At 35.6% G+C, this 16,028-nt stretch carries 17 protein-coding genes; 12 read left to right on the top strand and 5 right to left on the bottom strand.

All coding sequences use genetic code 11. The annotated features are described in order from the left end of the window. Positions 1-4 precede the first annotated feature (4 nt). From H8R24_RS08440 to H8R24_RS08410, 7 genes are all read left to right on the top strand, one after another. Positions 5-826, top strand: a complete 822-nt coding sequence (locus tag H8R24_RS08440) for a helix-turn-helix domain-containing protein (protein ID WP_187018168.1) — start codon at positions 5-7, stop codon at positions 824-826. A gap of 1,192 nt (positions 827-2,018) precedes the next feature. Further along, positions 2,019-2,177, top strand: a complete 159-nt coding sequence (locus tag H8R24_RS08435) for a hypothetical protein (RefSeq protein WP_187018169.1) — start codon at positions 2,019-2,021, stop codon at positions 2,175-2,177. Positions 2,178-2,207: 30 nt separating this feature from the next. Continuing rightward, the gene (locus H8R24_RS08430) at positions 2,208-2,741 is read left to right on the top strand and encodes a carboxymuconolactone decarboxylase family protein (protein WP_187018170.1); all 534 of its coding nucleotides are present in this window, start codon (positions 2,208-2,210) and stop codon (positions 2,739-2,741) included. Between the two features lie 139 nt (positions 2,742-2,880). Next, positions 2,881-3,201 (top strand): thioredoxin, encoded by a 321-nt coding sequence (gene trxA / locus H8R24_RS08425; RefSeq protein WP_187018171.1) that lies wholly within the window; start codon positions 2,881-2,883, stop codon positions 3,199-3,201. 4 nt (positions 3,202-3,205) lie between these two features. After that, a complete protein-coding gene (locus H8R24_RS08420; protein ID WP_187018172.1) occupies positions 3,206-3,634 on the top strand; it encodes an OsmC family protein in 429 nt (142 codons plus the stop codon). 51 nt (positions 3,635-3,685) lie between these two features. Further along, positions 3,686-4,147, top strand: coding sequence for a YHS domain-containing (seleno)protein (locus H8R24_RS08415; protein WP_187018173.1), 462 nt, complete (start codon positions 3,686-3,688; stop codon positions 4,145-4,147). A gap of 159 nt (positions 4,148-4,306) precedes the next feature. After that, positions 4,307-5,041 carry a flagellar basal body-associated FliL family protein gene (locus tag H8R24_RS08410; RefSeq protein WP_187018174.1) on the top strand — a complete coding sequence of 245 codons (735 nt, stop codon included), beginning with the start codon at positions 4,307-4,309 and terminating at the stop codon, positions 5,039-5,041. A 261-nt stretch (positions 5,042-5,302) separates the two neighbouring features. Here the strand turns inward: H8R24_RS08410 and H8R24_RS08405 are convergent, their stop codons facing one another. Next, positions 5,303-5,764 carry an Lrp/AsnC family transcriptional regulator gene (locus H8R24_RS08405; protein ID WP_187018175.1) on the bottom strand — a complete coding sequence of 154 codons (462 nt, stop codon included), beginning with the start codon at positions 5,762-5,764 and terminating at the stop codon, positions 5,303-5,305. A 155-nt stretch (positions 5,765-5,919) separates the two neighbouring features. Between H8R24_RS08405 and metE the strand changes: the two genes are divergently transcribed. Beyond that, the gene (gene metE / locus H8R24_RS08400) at positions 5,920-8,241 is read left to right on the top strand and encodes a 5-methyltetrahydropteroyltriglutamate--homocysteine S-methyltransferase (RefSeq protein ID WP_187018176.1); all 2,322 of its coding nucleotides are present in this window, start codon (positions 5,920-5,922) and stop codon (positions 8,239-8,241) included. Between the two features lie 115 nt (positions 8,242-8,356). On the opposite strand, the gene H8R24_RS08395 is transcribed toward metE, so the two are convergent. The 4 genes from H8R24_RS08395 to H8R24_RS08380 all read right to left on the bottom strand — a co-directional run bounded on the left by H8R24_RS08395 (position 8,357) and on the right by H8R24_RS08380 (position 13,422). Beyond that, complete coding sequence (locus H8R24_RS08395) at positions 8,357-8,563, bottom strand: addiction module protein (protein WP_187018177.1); 207 nt, start codon at positions 8,561-8,563, stop codon at positions 8,357-8,359. Positions 8,564-8,855: 292 nt separating this feature from the next. After that, positions 8,856-11,267 (bottom strand): ribonucleoside-diphosphate reductase subunit alpha, encoded by a 2,412-nt coding sequence (locus H8R24_RS08390; RefSeq protein WP_187018178.1) that lies wholly within the window; start codon positions 11,265-11,267, stop codon positions 8,856-8,858. 254 nt (positions 11,268-11,521) lie between these two features. After that, complete coding sequence (locus tag H8R24_RS08385) at positions 11,522-12,499, bottom strand: ribonucleotide-diphosphate reductase subunit beta (RefSeq protein WP_187018179.1); 978 nt, start codon at positions 12,497-12,499, stop codon at positions 11,522-11,524. A gap of 353 nt (positions 12,500-12,852) precedes the next feature. Then, a complete protein-coding gene (locus H8R24_RS08380; RefSeq protein WP_187018180.1) occupies positions 12,853-13,422 on the bottom strand; it encodes a DUF3109 family protein in 570 nt (189 codons plus the stop codon). 286 nt (positions 13,423-13,708) lie between these two features. Between H8R24_RS08380 and H8R24_RS08375 the strand changes: the two genes are divergently transcribed. From H8R24_RS08375 to H8R24_RS08360, 4 genes are all read left to right on the top strand, one after another. After that, positions 13,709-14,290, top strand: a complete 582-nt coding sequence (locus tag H8R24_RS08375) for a MarC family protein (protein ID WP_187018181.1) — start codon at positions 13,709-13,711, stop codon at positions 14,288-14,290. Between the two features lie 118 nt (positions 14,291-14,408). After that, entirely contained in the window at positions 14,409-14,612 is a 204-nt protein-coding gene (locus H8R24_RS08370; RefSeq protein ID WP_187018182.1) for a hypothetical protein, read from the top strand. 1 nt (position 14,613) lies between these two features. Continuing rightward, positions 14,614-15,219, top strand: a complete 606-nt coding sequence (locus H8R24_RS08365) for an FAD-dependent oxidoreductase (protein ID WP_187018183.1) — start codon at positions 14,614-14,616, stop codon at positions 15,217-15,219. Between the two features lie 57 nt (positions 15,220-15,276). Further along, complete coding sequence (locus tag H8R24_RS08360; RefSeq protein WP_187018184.1) at positions 15,277-15,984, top strand: lysophospholipid acyltransferase family protein; 708 nt, start codon at positions 15,277-15,279, stop codon at positions 15,982-15,984. Positions 15,985-16,028: the final 44 nt, after the last annotated feature.

The following is a 16,028-nucleotide window of genomic DNA, read 5'->3' as shown; positions in this document are numbered from 1 at the left end:
GCTTATGCTTTACACTGGTCAACTTAATGAATTCATCCGCTTAGCCGAAATTGACGCTACCAACTGTGATTTACTAAAAGAAAAAATCTCCGAAGGATTAAGTGTCATTTGGACCATCGAGGAACTAAAAATTAACGTTGACGGAACCGAACATTTGTTTCCGGCCAATTCGGTTTTATTTTTAACCGAATACCATAAAGTCGAAGTTTTAAAAGTCACAAAAGCGCGTATGATACGATTCAACAGGGCTTTTTACTGTATTGCGGATCACGATAGCGAGGTAGGTTGCAAGGGGATTTTGTTCTTTGGCGCTTCGCAGTTTCCTAAAATCACCATTCCCGATGAAGAAATGGAGAAATTTGAAATTCTATGGAAAATGTTTGCTATCGAAATGGTTTCGAAAGACGATTTGCAAAACGATATGTTACAAATGATGTTAAAGCGCCTGCTTATTTTATGCACGCGTGTGTACAAAGAACAAACCGAATTGACTTCATTTGACAAAAAACAACTGGACATTGTTAGAGAATACAATTACCTTGTTGAAACTCATTTTAAGACCAAACACCAAGTTGCTGATTATGCTGAAATGCTGAATAAAAGTCCGAAAACTTTATCGAATTTATTCAAAAAATACAACGAAAAATCGCCTTTACAAATCATTCAAAACCGCACTATTCTTGAAGCGCGCCGACTACTTCGTTACTCTGACAAAAGCATCAAAGAGATTGCTTACGAAATTGGTTACGAAGACATTCAATCCTTCAGTAGGTTTTTCAAAAAAGTAGAAGGCAGCTCCCCATCTGAGTTTAAAAAGGCAATGTAAATTTGTTTTTTCAGGAGCTAATCCAGCTATCCGCTTTATCTTTTATACTGAACACCAGTATAAAAGGATGCCGCTTCTATCCGGGCTAGGGCGCTTGTGAGTTTCAATTACAGCTGTACTTTATTTCTTGATTTTGTCATATCGAGCGGAGTCGAGATATAATGATGGTTCTCGACTCCGCTCTAACTAATAATGAGATTTAATAACAACTGTTAGTGGTTTTACATATCATAATTAATAAACGCAAAGATTTAGACAAAGCAGTTTTTCTCATATCGAGCGGAGTCGAAATGCAATGATAGTTCTCGACTCCGCTCGAGCTGACAATGTGATTTATTAACAACTGATAGTAGTGATATACCTACCCTAATCAATATACGCGGAGGTATGGTCAACCTGTTTTTCTCAGCTCGAGTGAAGTTGAGATGCAATACTGGTTCTCGACTCCGCTCGAACTGACAATCAGATTTATTAACAACTGTTAGTGGTAATACATATCATAATCAATAAACACGAAGGCATAGTCAAACCTGTTTTAGTCAAATCTAGCGGAGTTGAGATGCAATACTGGTTCTCGACTCCGCTCGAACTGACAATGAGATTTATCAACAGCTGTTAGTGGTGTTACATACCAAAATCAATAATTATGAAGCTATAGATAAACCTATTTTTGTCATATCGAGCGGAGTCGAGATACAATTGCGGTTCTCGACTCCGCTCGAACTGACAATCATATTTATTAACAGCTGTTAGTGGTGTTACATACCAAAATCAATAATCACGAAGGTATAGTCAAACCTGTTTTGGTCATATCGAGCGGAGTCGAGATACAATTGCGGTTCTCGACTCCGCTCGAACTGACAATCACCACTATAATCTAAATTCCTTACTTAGTATAATTGCGTGCTTCTTCGCAATGACTTCTCATAAAAAACCAAACGTCATCGCTTAGCCCCGATTGAAGTGGAAATCCTTTTTATTTTTTCTTTAAAAATAAAAAGATTGCAACGGAAAGCGGGACCAATTTTCTTGAAAGCAATCTAGTTTCTGCTTCTAAAACTAAACAAAAACAGCTTTTTTACTCCAAAAATCACCAAAAGGGAAGAATAGACAACTGTGCGGGAAATGCGACCTAACTTCAAGGCTTGCTTTCGTCGCACCTTTGTACCATCAAACTGAAACAACAGCAATTATGAAAACAATACATACTATTATCGAAGGCTTTTCAAGTATTCTAGGCCTGAAATCAACTAAAAAAACACCGCAATTAATTGCAGTAAATCAAGAAAGTTTTTGCCAAAACATGGCCATCACAGATTACTACTGTAACGAAAGCAACTTATTTATATAATTATTAATTCAAACTAAAAAATAAAAAAACATGTCAACATTTAACGTACCAACAAGAGAAGAAGTATCTGCAAACAATCAAGCAATTTTTGATAACCTAGAAAAAGGGTTAGGATTTGTACCTAATTTATACGCTTATTTCGCAAAAAGCGAAACGGCTTTAGGAGATTACTTGGCTTTTCAAAATAGAAAAAGTAGCCTAAAAGCAAAAGAAAGAGAAGTGGTTAACTTAATCACAAGCCAAATAAATGGTTGTAACTATTGCCAGTCGGCACATACTGTTCTTGGAAAAATGAATGGTTTTACAGACGACCAAGTGATTGAATTACGTAAAGGATCGGCGGCTTTTGACACGAAGCTAGATGCTTTAGTGAAATTTACAGCATCAGTAGTTGAGAACAAAGGAAAAGCAACTCCTGAATCTAAAACTGCCTTTTTTAACGCTGGTTATACCGAGGTAAATATGATTGATGTGGTGATTGTTGTAGGTGATAAAATTGTGAGCAATTACATTCATAACCTAGCTGATTTTGCAATTGATTTCCCTCTTGCTCCAGCACTATAATTTTTAATTCATTCAATAAAACTAATACCACTTTGTCCGATCGAGCGCAGTCAAGATCTACTGGTAGTTCTCGACTCTGCTCGAACTGACAATTGGAATTTTATAAATCGTATTGGTATAAAACATAAAAACAATTAAGATGATACAACATTTAGATAAAACCAACTTTGATTCGACCATTAATAATAATGATGTGGTTCTAGTAGACTTTTTTGCTGACTGGTGTGGGCCTTGTAAAGCCTTGCATCCTGCACTAGAGGAATTAGCCAATGACTTTGACGGTAGAGCGGTGATTTCAAAAATCAATGTGGACAAAAACCCAGAGCTAGCTGCTCAATTTAAAGTTAGAAGTATTCCTGCTTTATTCTACTTTAAAAACGGAGAAATTGTAGGCACTCAAAACGGCGTACAAAGTAAGTCGATTATGACCAGCCATTTAACTAACATTATAAAAAGCTAAGACCATGGGAAAGAAAATAAACATCAAAAACCTACCTACAGGATACCAATCCTTGATAACAAACGGTAGACACGGTATTTTGGGTGATGAACCTAAAACTAGCGCAGGAACTGATTTGGGGTTTTCACCCGAGGATTTAATCTTGTCTAGTATTGCAATGTGCAAAGTGGCTACAGTAAGATACATTGCTAGAAAAAACAATTGGACAATAGGTGAAGTAGATGGAGAATTTGAGCTGAACGTGAAACGTGGAGAAGGTGGTAAATTAACATCGAATGTGACGGCCAAAATTAAAATTGAAGGCGACCTAACTGCTGAACAAAAAACAGAATTACTAAAACAAGCCGACGCCTGCTACGTACACCGCATGATTGAAGGCGAGTGGAATATTGAAAAAGCACAAGAGCTTATTACTGAAGCTGTAACTGCTTAACCTAAAACCGAATTACAACCATTACAAATACAAATAATTAAAATTAAACAAATGAAAAATTTAAAATCAACAGTACTAGTAGCATTTATTGCTTTATTTTCAAACGGAATTTTTGCACAAGTAGATGCAATTGACAAATCAGGTTTAGCAATTGGTGGATACGATGTAGTGTCTTATCAAAAAGACCATAAAGCAGTAAAAGGAACTGCCGATTTTACAGAACAAAATGACAAAATCACGTACCACTTTTCGTCTAAAGAAAATGCAAAAGCGTTCAAAGCAAATCCTAAAAAATACTTGCCACAAGTTAATGGATACTGTGCTTGGGGTGTAGCTGAGAAAGATTCTAAATTCTCTATCAATCCTGAAACTTTTAAAATTGTAGACAACAAATTGTATTTGTTTTTCAACGGAGATTTTAATGGATCACAAGTAAACACACTTGATATCTGGAACAAAGACGAAGCAAAATACTTAGGTGAGATCGATAAAAAATGGGCTGCGATTAAATAAGAAATACCACTTTTATATACCACCACAATTAGGACGCAAAGGGTTTGGCTGTAAAAAGCTAAACCCTTTGTTGTATGGGAACAAATCTAGAAACAGGGTTTAAAAACGGCCTGATTTCAGTACCTTTGAGATTATTATAAATTACAAAACAGATTCCTGATGAAAAAAATTTTCAAAATAATAGGCGCTATTGCCCTTGTATTAATTCTCTCGGTTGCTGCATTCCTATATTTTTCTAGCAAACCATTACCAGAAGGTGAAGCAGGAATAAAAGCCGAAGCGCTTACTGATAAAATCCAAACAGCAATAAATCAAAAAGCTTGGGATAGTACCGCCGCAATTGCTTTTACATTTAGAGGAATCCATCATTATGTGTGGGACAAAAAACAAAATCTAGTTCAAGTAAAATGGGACGACACTAAAGTGATTTACAACAACAAAACACTAGAAGGTGTTGCATATAAAAATAACAAACCCTTAACTGAAAATGATAAAACAGCAGTGATTAAAAAAGCAAATGATTATTTCAATAACGATTCCTTCTGGCTTATTGCACCTTTTAAATTGCGTGATGCCGGAACTACTAGAAGCATCGTAATTCAGGATAATCAAGAGGCTTTATTGATTACTTACGCCTCTGGCGGTAGTACTCCTGGAGATTCTTACTTATGGTTTGTAGATCAAAATTACATGCCAAAAGCGTGGCAAATGTGGGTTAGCATTATTCCTGTGGGCGGTATTGAAACGAGTTGGGATGATTGGCAAAATTTTGCTAACGGTCTTAAAATAGCCACCAACCATAAAGGTTTATTTGACTTAAAACTGGAGAACGTAAAAACAGGACAAACGATCGAAGAAGTAAATGAAGGCGTGAATCCGTTTACGGTTTTGTAAGTCTGGACTAAGCCATTATCCACAATCAAATAAACACAAAATTTAACCGCATAGAAACATAGAAAAAAAGAGAGCGATAGCTCAATTCTTGAGCTCACATAGCTCAGCTCTTCTATAAGAGAGTTGAACGCCTTTTAAAAGTTACAAAATGGATACTTCTATGTGGTTAAAAAGTCTTAAAATTGAATTATACCCAACGGGTTATTCTATACTAAAAAAAAGGAAACTGTACTAGTTTCCTTTTTTTATGACTTGATTTATCTAAAAATTCAACGCGGTACTGTGCTTGATTTCGCCCATCACAAAAATGGTTTGGGTATTCCCAATGTTTTCAATTGTAGAGAGTTTATTCATTACAAAATCTTGATAGCTCGCCATATCCTTGACCAGTATCTTTAACATAAAATCATAATCGCCCGCAATATTATACGATTCTATAATTTCGGGCAATGCTACAATATCCCGCACAAAATTGCTCCCTACGTTGCGAGCGTGTTCTTTTAACCGCACATTACAAAAAACAATCATGCCCAAATTCATTTTTTGTTTGTCCAATAGCGCTACATATTTCATGATATAACCTTCTCTTTCCAGTCTTTTAATGCGCTCATAAATAGGAGTCGCTGTTAAAAATAACTTACTCGCAAGGTCTTTTATATTGATATTTGAGTCTTCTTGAAGGTGTTTTAAAATCTGTATGTCGGTTGCATCTAAGTTTTCCATAGTGTTTTTTACTGCTAAAGTTATTTTTTGTACTACTAAACAATAATAAGTTCTGCGTAAAAAACAACATGCAGTTCATATTACTTAGTTATAGCGTAAAATTAAGTAATTAACACTAAGCTTATACCTTTGCTTAGAAATAAATACTAAAAAACATGAAAACAAATAACTTAGGGTTCCCAAGAATAGGCAGCAACAGAGAATTAAAAAAAGCAAGTGAATTGTATTGGTCAGGAAAAATCACTGCCGATGAACTTATAGCAACAGGAAAAGAGATCCGAATTGCAAACTGGAAACTACAATCTCAGGCTGGCATTGATTTGATTCCGTCAAATGACTTTTCATTTTACGATCAAGTTCTCGATTTGTCATTGACATTAGGCGTGATTCCGGAGCACTATTCCGCTTTCGCAAAAGAGAATTCGGTTCTCGATTTGTATTTTGCTATGGCAAGAGGCGCACAAAAAGAAGGTCAAGACGTTGCAGCCATGGAAATGACGAAGTGGTTTGACACGAACTACCATTATATCGTACCTGAATTTACTAAAGATCAAGAATTTAGTTTGTTTTCTGAAAAAATTATTGACGAATACAAAGAAGCAAAAGCGGCAGGTTTTCAAACAAAACCGGTAATTATAGGGCCAGTTTCTTACTTACTTTTAGGAAAAGAAAAACAAGAAGGTTTTCATAGAATTGACCTGATTAATAAACTACTTCCGGTTTACTTCGAAATTTTACAAAAACTGCAAGAGGAGCAAGTTGAATACGTTCAGTTTGACGAGCCATTTCTTGCCTTGAATCTTTCTGATACTGAAAGAGCCGCTTTAGTAACTACTTACACTCAAATCAACGAAAAATTCCCTCAGATAAAAATCATTCTAGCCAATTATTTTGATTGTTTTGGAGAAAATTTGGCTACAGCCTTATCCCTACCCGTACATACTTTTCATCTAGATTTAGTACGTTGCCCGTTGCAGTTAGATGATATTTTAGAATCTAATTTATTAGCCGAAACGACTTCACTTTCTCTTGGAGTTATTGACGGAAGAAATATTTGGAAAAACGATTTCAAAAAATCAGTAGCTCTAATTCAAAAAGCTGTTGATGCTCTTGGGTCTGATCGCGTTTTAATTGCACCATCTTGTTCCTTGATTCACTCCCCTTGCGACCTGGATTTAGAAACTAACGAAGCAACCCTAACTGCCGAAGTAAAACAATGGCTGGCTTTCGCCAAACAAAAAGTAGACGAAGTTGTCGTACTACGCAATCTAGTTTCGGGTGAAATTACCGAAAATGATCAAGCTATTTTTGAAGAAAACACGCTTGCAAATGACAACCGAAAAAAAGCAACCATAATTCATAACAAGGACGTTAAAAATAGAGTTGCCAATATTGTTGCGTCAGATTCACAACGAAACAATACGTTTTCAGTGCGAAGACAACTTCAAATTAATGCTTTACAATTGCCTTTATTCCCAACAACTACGATAGGTTCTTTTCCGCAAACGGCTGAAGTGCGTAGCTGGAGAGCCAAATTTAAAAAAGGTGAATTATCCCCTATTGAGTACGACAATCTTATTCGTAAAGAAACCGAAGAAACGATTCGTTTCCAGGAAGAATCAGGTATTGATGTTCTTGTTCATGGAGAGTTTGAACGTAATGATATGGTCGAGTACTTTGGTGAGCAACTGGATGGATTTGCTTTTACAAAAAACGGTTGGGTTCAAAGTTATGGTAGCCGTTGCGTGAAGCCTCCTGTTATTTATGGTGATGTTTCGAGACCACAACCAATGACTGTAAAATGGGCTGAATTTGCACAATCGCTTACGCCAAAATGGGTCAAAGGAATGCTGACTGGTCCAGTAACCATCTTGCAATGGTCGTTTGTACGTAATGATCAACCAAGATCAGTAACCTGTACTCAAATAGCTTTGGCAATTCGTGATGAAGTGGTCGATCTGGAGAAAGCAGGAATTAAAATCATACAAATTGACGAACCTGCCATTAGAGAAGGATTGCCATTGCGTAAAGAAGAATGGGCTGCTTACCTGGATTGGGCAATAAAAGCTTTCCGAATTTCCGCGAGCGGGGTGAGTGATGATACACAAATTCATACGCATATGTGCTACAGTGAATTTAACGATATCATTCAGAATATTGCTGATATGGATGCCGATGTGATCACGATTGAATGTTCGCGTTCGCAAATGGAATTACTAGACGCTTTTGCCGACTTTAAATACCCTAACGAAATAGGACCTGGAGTATATGACATTCACTCTCCACGTGTTCCTTCAAGTCAAGAAATGGTCCATTTATTAGAGAAAGCTGCTGCTGTAATCCCTGTAGATCAGCTGTGGGTAAATCCAGATTGCGGTCTAAAAACACGTCATTGGGATGAAACTAAAAAAGCTTTAATAGCCATGGTTCATGCTGCTAAACAAATGAGAGTTGCGGTGAGCGCAACGACTGTTTAATTAAATAACTAAGCCAAGTACATAACTAATTGAAACAATTAGCCCCCAATTTAAAAATTAAATCGGGGGCTTTTATTTTTTAAATTTGACTTTAAAACAGTAAGATTTCTATATATTAACTAATGTGTTTCAAATGACTTTTAACTTGTTGCCATGTATATAACTCGGTATTTCCTGTTTCTAAATTCTTAATTCGAATATCCAATTCGTTTTTTACATCCGCTGAAATCTCGAATTGTTCTTTAGAAACACTATCCCACAATTGTTCAGCCAAAACATTTTTTTCGGCATTACTGTATTTTGATAAATCTTCAATTTTCATAATTCACTGCATTCGTTTTGAATAGAACAAATTTGTACAAATATAATTTCTAAGACGAATTGTTTTTTTCAGCATGTACCAATAATTAGTATTCAGCTGATCATTAAACAACACAATGATTGTTCTATAAAAAGCACAAAACCTGTTTTATTAGCCCTGATTGCAGTGAAAATCCTTTTTATTTTTTCTTTAAAAATAAAAAGATTGCAACGGAAAGCAGGAAATAGCTCCAAAAAAAAGCAGCTACCAAATACTTGATAGCTGCTTTTTTATGTTAAATGAAGCTGTTAAATTAAGCCCCACACATTTCACAATCTTCTGGACCAGCATTTTTAGCTAGTTCGATCATGGCTTTGTATTCGTCGACTGTCATCTCAACTGCGGCTGCTACTGGAGCAGGAGCTGGTTTTGATGTGATTTCGATTGGTTCTACTTTTTTATCATTGTTTAATGTAAATTTAATAGCATCTACCGCAGCTTTTGTTCTTAAATAATACATTCCCGTTTTCAATCCTGATTGCCAAGCATAGAAATGCATGGACGTTAATTTAGAATAGTTGGCGTTTTGCATGAACAAGTTCAATGATTGTGATTGATCTACAAAATATCCACGTTGACGAGACATATCGATAATATCTTTCATAGACATTTCCCAAACTGTTTTGTACAATTCTTTTAAGTCTTGCGGAATATTCAAATCTTGAACTGATCCGTTGTTGCGCATCAATTCTTGCTTCAAAGTTTCGTTCCACAATCCTAGCTCTACTAAATCGTGTAATAAATGCTTGTTTACCACAATAAACTCTCCAGAAAGCACACGACGCGTGTAAATATTAGAAGTATATGGTTCGAATGCCTCGTTATTTCCAAGGATTTGTGAAGTCGAAGCTGTAGGCATAGGCGCCACTAATAATGAGTTACGAACTCCGTGCTCTACTACTTCTTTACGCAAAGAAGCCCAGTCCCAACGTCCTGATAATTCCTCGTCTTTCATTCCCCACATATTGTGTTGGAATTCTCCTTGTGACATTGGTGAACCCTTGAAAGTGGAATAAGGCCCTTCCTCTTTTGCCATTTCCATAGAAGCGGTAACAGCAGCAAAGTATAATGTTTCAAAAATTTCTTGGTTCAGTTTCTTAGCCTCATCAGATGTAAACGGCAGGCGCAACATAATAAAAGCATCCGCTAATCCTTGCACTCCAAGACCAATTGGTCTGTGACGAAGGTTTGAGTTTTCGGCTTCTTTTACTGGGTAGTAATTTCTGTCAATTACTTTATTCAAGTTTCTTGTTACTCGCTTCGTTACATTAAACAAGGCTTCATGATCAAATTTACCGTTTTCAACAAACATTGGTAATGAAAGAGATGCCAAGTTACAAACCGCAACTTCATCAGGAGAAGTATACTCCATGATCTCAGTACACAAGTTTGATGAACGAATTGTTCCTAGGTTCTTTTGGTTTGATTTACGGTTAGCTGCATCTTTATACAACATGTATGGTGTTCCAGTCTCGATTTGAGATTCTAGAATTTTCTCCCACAATTCATGTGCTTTAATCGTTTTTCTACCTTTACCCGCTTTTTCATAGCTTACATACAATGCTTCAAACTCATCTCCATAAACATCATACAAACCTGGACATTCATTAGGACACATTAAAGTCCAGTTTCCGTCCTCTTGTACACGTTTCATGAACAAATCAGAGGTCCACATGGCAAAGAATAAATCTCTTGCACGCATTTCTTCTTTTCCAGTATTCTTTTTCAAGTCTAAGAAATCAAAGATATCCGCATGCCAAGTTTCGATATAAATAGCAAAACTTCCTTTACGCTTTCCTCCTCCTTGATCTACGTAACGCGCTGTATCATTAAAAACACGTAACATAGGAACGATTCCATTTGAAGTTCCGTTAGTTCCACGAATGTAAGAACCTGTAGCACGTACATTGTGTATTGCTAATCCAATTCCACCTGCTGATTGCGAGATTTTTGCCGTTTGTTTCAACGTATCGTAAATTCCGTCAATACTATCATCTTGCATTGATAAAAGGAAACAAGAAGACATTTGTGGTTTTGGTGTACCTGCATTGAATAATGTAGGTGTTGCATGTGTAAAGAATTTTTTAGACATTAAATCATAGGTCTCTAAAACCGACTCTAAATCATCTAAGTGAATCCCTACCGAAACACGCATTAACATATGTTGTGGTCTTTCGACAATTTTTCCGTTTATCTTTAATAAGTAAGAACGTTCTAATGTTTTAAAACCGAAATAATCGTAGTTAAAATCTCTATTATAAATGATATGTGAGTCTAAAAACTCAGCATTATCAACAATTACTTTGTAAACATCATCTGCAACTAGAGGTGCATATTGCCCGTTTCTTGGGTTTACGTAGTTGAACATTTCTGTCATCGTTTCTGAGAACGATTTTGTTGTATTGGAATGCAAATTCGAAATTGCGATTCTCGCAGCCAATTGAGCATAATCAGGATGCGCAATAGTCATTGAAGCGGCAGTTTCGGCTGCTAAATTATCTAATTCAGATGTTGAGACCCCATCATAAAGCCCTTCAATTACTCGCATTGCCACTTTTACAGCATCTACTAAATCATTCAAACCATAGCATAGTTTTTTAATTCTATCTGTGATTTTGTCAAACATTACTGGTTCTTTGCGGCCGTCTCTTTTTACTACGTACATACTTTTGTTGGTTTTTTAAAAACAGAAAATCCCTTTCCTATTTTTTTGTTATTTGTATTACTTTTTATTGGACAATGCACCCCACAGCGCTGTCCTACTCTTTTTTTACAATTTTGTAAACCATGCAAAAAAGGCATAGCAATACTACTGCTGTAAAAGCAAGTAAATTTATATTTAGGACTTTTTAAAAACTATCGCTTTCGCAAAAGCCCATTCAATGTGGTATTCTTTAATTTTATAATTCGGATGCTGGATTAAAAATCAGCGTCGAAAGAAATTTTTTGCGCGTCACCATCCGTGTTCATTACACCAGATTTTTGGTATTCGGCTACTTTCTTCTCAAAGAAATTTGTTTTTCCTTGAAGCGAAATCATATCCATAAAGTCAAATGGATTTGTAGTATTGTATTCTCTTTCACAACCTAGCTCTACTAATAATCTATCAGCAACAAACTCTAAGTATTGTGTCATCAGCACTGCATTCATACCTATTAAACTCACCGGAAGCGACTCTGTAATAAACTCTCTTTCGATATTTAAGGCATCAACAATTATGCTTCTAATTCTTTCTTTTGGCACTTTATTCACCAAGTGGTGGTTGTGTAAATGTACCGCAAAATCACAGTGAACACCTTCGTCACGAGAAATCAACTCGTTAGAAAAAGTTAAACCTGGCATTAAACCACGTTTTTTCAACCAATAAATAGAACAAAATGCTCCTGAGAAGAAAATTCCTTCTACAGCCGCAAAAGCAATTAACCTTTCGGCAAATGAATCCGATTCGATCCATTGCAGAGCCCAATCCGCTTTTTTCTTGATTGCTGGAAAAACCTCTAATGCATTAAACAACTCATCTTTTTCAGCCTCATCTTTCACATACGTATCAATCAATAATGAATATGTTTCACTATGAATGTTCTCCATCATGATCTGAAAACCGTAAAAGAATTTAGCCTCAGCATATTGTACTTCGTTTACAAAGTTCTCAGCAAGGTTTTCATTTACAATTCCGTCAGACGCAGCAAAAAAAGCAAGAATGTGTTTTACAAAATAACGTTCATCATCAGAAAGCTTATTGTTCCAATCGTTTAAATCCTGTGATAAATCAATTTCTTCAGCAGTCCAAAAACTAGCTTCCATTGATTTATAAAACTCCCATATATCATGGTGCTTAATTGGAAAAATTACGAATCGGTTTTTATTTTCTTGTAAAATTGGCTCTATTTGCGACATTATAGTTGTGTGTTTTTTTAAAGATTTATACCAAAAATATTCCTGATTCGGTACACTACAAAGATTGTCATTTGTAGTCAGAAATGAAAGCCAAACTTATCCACAATCGGCTTGAGTTTTTAACAAATACGAAAAATGCAAAAAAAGATATTGAAAATTCAACATATTGAAATTCAATAAATTAAAAAATGTTAAAACGTGTAAAACACTGTAAAATATGGGGTTTTGAGATTATCTTAAAGCACGAAAAAGCAAAATATTTCAAGACCAATTTACAAACAAAGTAAGTAATTGTGTGATTTAATTTAACAATCAATACCCAAAATCAATTTGAGCATTGTATCGATTCTGTACTACGAATCTTTCAATTCTTTTGCCACTTGTTCCAACTCTAAATACCAGTCTTCACCAAATCTTCTCACAAGAGCTTCTTTGACAAATTTATATACCGGAACTTCTAATTCTTGACCTAAAGAACAAGCCGCATCACAAATATCCCACTTATCATAATTAACAGCAGCAAACTCCGTGAAGTCTTTTACCCGAACGGGATACAAATGACAAGAAACTGGTTTTTTCCAATCGATCAACCCTTGATTATACGCTTGCTCAATACCGCAAAGTGCCGTTTTACCGTCAAAAATGACATAAGCACAATCCTTATTATCAATTAGCGGTGTTTCTAAATCTCCATCAGTACCCGTTACCCAAGTTCCTTGCGCCTCAATTGCTGCAATTCCTTGCTTTCGCAAAAATGGTTTTACTTTTGGATAGATTTCTTCTAGAATTTTAGTTTCCTCGAGACTTAAAGGAGCACCGGCATCACCATCTACACAACAAGCACCTTTGCAAGCAGACAAATTGCACACAAATTCTTTACTTAATATATCTTCTGAAACGATGGTTTTACCTAATTGAAACATGATTGTTGTATAATAATTGAAGCGACAAAGATACTACTAAAGCGAGTAAGTTGCAAAGGAAAGACGCATTAGACCAAAACAAAAACTGCTAAAACTCATTATTATTAAACCACTATAAATTCAATAAAAAACAGACTCTGTTTTATTTAAGAAGTTTATTTCACTTACTACAAACCACCACCTATTCAACCTATTTATTTCTAAAAAATTAACAACAAATCACGCAATACACAAAGCTTCAGGAAATCAAAAATAATTGTACTTTTGTGCCCTAAAAAATTTAAAAATGTTTGAAGTAAGTTGGAAAGAAATCGTCACTGTTGGAATGGTATTGTTTGCCGTAATTGACATCCTAGGAAGCATCCCGATTTTAGTGGATTTGCGAACTAAAGTAGGACACATCCAGTCTGAAAAAGCTACTATAGCCGCCATGATCATCATGATTATGTTTCTATTCGTAGGAGAAGAGATGCTTAACATCATGGGAATAGACGTTAATTCATTTGCAGTAGCAGGATCCTTTGTCTTATTTTTTCTAGCTTTAGAAATGATTTTAGGAATCCGAATTTACAAGGACGAAGACGAATCAAAAACAGCTTCTATTGTACCCATTGCTTTCCCATTAATCGCCGGAGCAGGAACCATGACTACATTACTATCCTTAAAATCACAATACCACACAATCAATATTATTATCGCAATTTTATTGAATATGGTCGTGGTATATCTTGTTTTAAAATCCTCATCAAAGATTGAACAAATGTTAGGAAAATCAGGGCTTGGGGTTATCAGAAAGGTTTTTGGGGTAGTATTATTAGCCATTGCTGTTAAATTATTCGGTGCTAATGTTAAAGGTTTGTTTGTCTAGTATTTTTTTTTATAAATTTACCCCCTAATACAATCTCTAAGATCAAAAAAATTAGAGACTACTATTTTAAAAAAAGCTGAACTTTATTTTTATATTTCAGACTATAAAAAACAACCTTATGAAAATCTTTACTAGCATATTAGTAGTTCTAGCACTAGCCCTTATTGTTTTCAATATTACTTTGTTAGATTTCAAACACCCTTTTCAAGGAGATAGCGTAGTTGCTTTTATTGGAATTGCAGCTTCATTTTGTGCCGTATTAATTCTGCTGATCTTTAGAATGTCCAAAAAGATTGAAGAAAAAATGAACGACAAACTATAATATGTTTGACGTATTAATCATTGGTAGCGGTGTTTCAGGCGTGTCCTGCGCACTTATTTTGGGCTCAGCCCACAACAAAACTTTTGTCACTGATAAGAAAATCGGAATTTTTACCCACCAAAAAGCTTCTTCACTTCAAGATGCTGTTTTCAATAATGCATACGGCATACCAGCAGGAACTTTAGGCGCTACTTTATTAGTAGAAAGCACAGCTCAATTAGCAACTTCCTACCCGCATATTACTCAAATTTCAAACGAAAAGGTTCTAAAAATAGAAGGCACTTATCCAAACTTGACCATTACAACAAACAAAGCAAAATACAGCAGCAAAATGGTAGTAATCGGGATAGGAGCCGCGAACACCTTTGCCATTGAAGGAATGATGCAATATCTGGAACCACATCAAAAATCATTAGCCGCAAAACAGCGCATCCAACTCAAAAACATTGATCATAAAGTTACCGATGGAGTTTATGTTATAGGAACTCTCGCAGGATGGAGAAGCCAGCTTGCAATTGCAGCCGGTAGTGGTGCTGCAGTAGGTACAGATATTCTTACCTTATGGAATAATGACACCCAAACTCACGTTCACGATAGTAATCGATAAGTAGAGATTAGGTTATTAAAGAATTAATAGTAGATTTACGCTCTTACAAATCAACTTATGTTATCATTCCTCCGTGGGCTTTTGAGATTAATCATCTTTATACTGTACGTTTCTTTCTTTTCTTTTACTTTTTACGTAGTAAGTCTTTTTTGGAATGAAAAAACCAAGAATCAAAACGCGCTTGTACTACGCGATTTCATACTAAAAATAACCATTAAAATTTTAGGAATCAAAACGACCATCTATGGAGATTTACCTACTACACCTGGTTTAATAGTAGCCAATCACCGCTCGTATTTTGACCCAATTTTAATTGTGAGTCATATTCATGCCTATCCTGTAGGAAAAAAAGAAGTGGCTTCCTGGCCCCTAATTGGTTATTTATGTAAAATATCAGGAGTTGTATTTGTTGAGCGAGCCTGTCAAGATAGTCGCAATAAAACCTGTGAAATTATCAAGAAAACAATAACCGAAGGCTCATCAATCATCAATTTCCCCGAAGGAACAACTGGAATTCAACCCACTACTTTGCTTTTTAACTCCGGATCCTTCAAAACAGCTACTCAAATAGAAGCAGCTATAATCCCTGTAGCGATCGACTATAAAGTACAATCGGATGCATTTGTAAATGACGATACTTTTATACCGCACTTTTTAAAATGTTTTGGAAAGCGAACTACCGAAATAAAAATAACCTACTTCCCTCCTCTTTACTCAGACGACTCGGATTATTTAGGGCTTGCTGAAAAATTGCAAATCCAATAAAACAGAGGTATTTAGAGCTACTTTTTCTTGTTTAAATGCAAAGA

Origin of the sequence: Flavobacterium muglaense (genome assembly GCF_014305155.1) — a bacterium.
GTDB lineage: Bacteria > Bacteroidota > Bacteroidia > Flavobacteriales > Flavobacteriaceae > Flavobacterium > Flavobacterium muglaense.
The sequence above is the reverse complement of the archived record's forward strand: the minus strand, read 5'-3'. Positions and strand labels throughout refer to the sequence as shown.

Coding starts and splice junctions, on each gene's coding strand:
- H8R24_RS08440 (WP_187018168.1), top strand. CDS start 5: ATGCTTTACACTGGTCAACTTAATGAATTCATCCGCTTAGCCGAAATT.
- H8R24_RS08435 (WP_187018169.1), top strand. CDS start 2,019: ATGAAAACAATACATACTATTATCGAAGGCTTTTCAAGTATTCTAGGC.
- H8R24_RS08430 (WP_187018170.1), top strand. CDS start 2,208: ATGTCAACATTTAACGTACCAACAAGAGAAGAAGTATCTGCAAACAAT.
- trxA (WP_187018171.1), top strand. CDS start 2,881: ATGATACAACATTTAGATAAAACCAACTTTGATTCGACCATTAATAAT.
- H8R24_RS08420 (WP_187018172.1), top strand. CDS start 3,206: ATGGGAAAGAAAATAAACATCAAAAACCTACCTACAGGATACCAATCC.
- H8R24_RS08415 (WP_187018173.1), top strand. CDS start 3,686: ATGAAAAATTTAAAATCAACAGTACTAGTAGCATTTATTGCTTTATTT.
- H8R24_RS08410 (WP_187018174.1), top strand. CDS start 4,307: ATGAAAAAAATTTTCAAAATAATAGGCGCTATTGCCCTTGTATTAATT.
- H8R24_RS08405 (WP_187018175.1), bottom strand. CDS start 5,764: ATGGAAAACTTAGATGCAACCGACATACAGATTTTAAAACACCTTCAA.
- metE (WP_187018176.1), top strand. CDS start 5,920: ATGAAAACAAATAACTTAGGGTTCCCAAGAATAGGCAGCAACAGAGAA.
- H8R24_RS08395 (WP_187018177.1), bottom strand. CDS start 8,563: ATGAAAATTGAAGATTTATCAAAATACAGTAATGCCGAAAAAAATGTT.
- H8R24_RS08390 (WP_187018178.1), bottom strand. CDS start 11,267: ATGTACGTAGTAAAAAGAGACGGCCGCAAAGAACCAGTAATGTTTGAC.
- H8R24_RS08385 (WP_187018179.1), bottom strand. CDS start 12,499: ATGTCGCAAATAGAGCCAATTTTACAAGAAAATAAAAACCGATTCGTA.
- H8R24_RS08380 (WP_187018180.1), bottom strand. CDS start 13,422: ATGTTTCAATTAGGTAAAACCATCGTTTCAGAAGATATATTAAGTAAA.
- H8R24_RS08375 (WP_187018181.1), top strand. CDS start 13,709: ATGTTTGAAGTAAGTTGGAAAGAAATCGTCACTGTTGGAATGGTATTG.
- H8R24_RS08370 (WP_187018182.1), top strand. CDS start 14,409: ATGAAAATCTTTACTAGCATATTAGTAGTTCTAGCACTAGCCCTTATT.
- H8R24_RS08365 (WP_187018183.1), top strand. CDS start 14,614: ATGTTTGACGTATTAATCATTGGTAGCGGTGTTTCAGGCGTGTCCTGC.
- H8R24_RS08360 (WP_187018184.1), top strand. CDS start 15,277: ATGTTATCATTCCTCCGTGGGCTTTTGAGATTAATCATCTTTATACTG.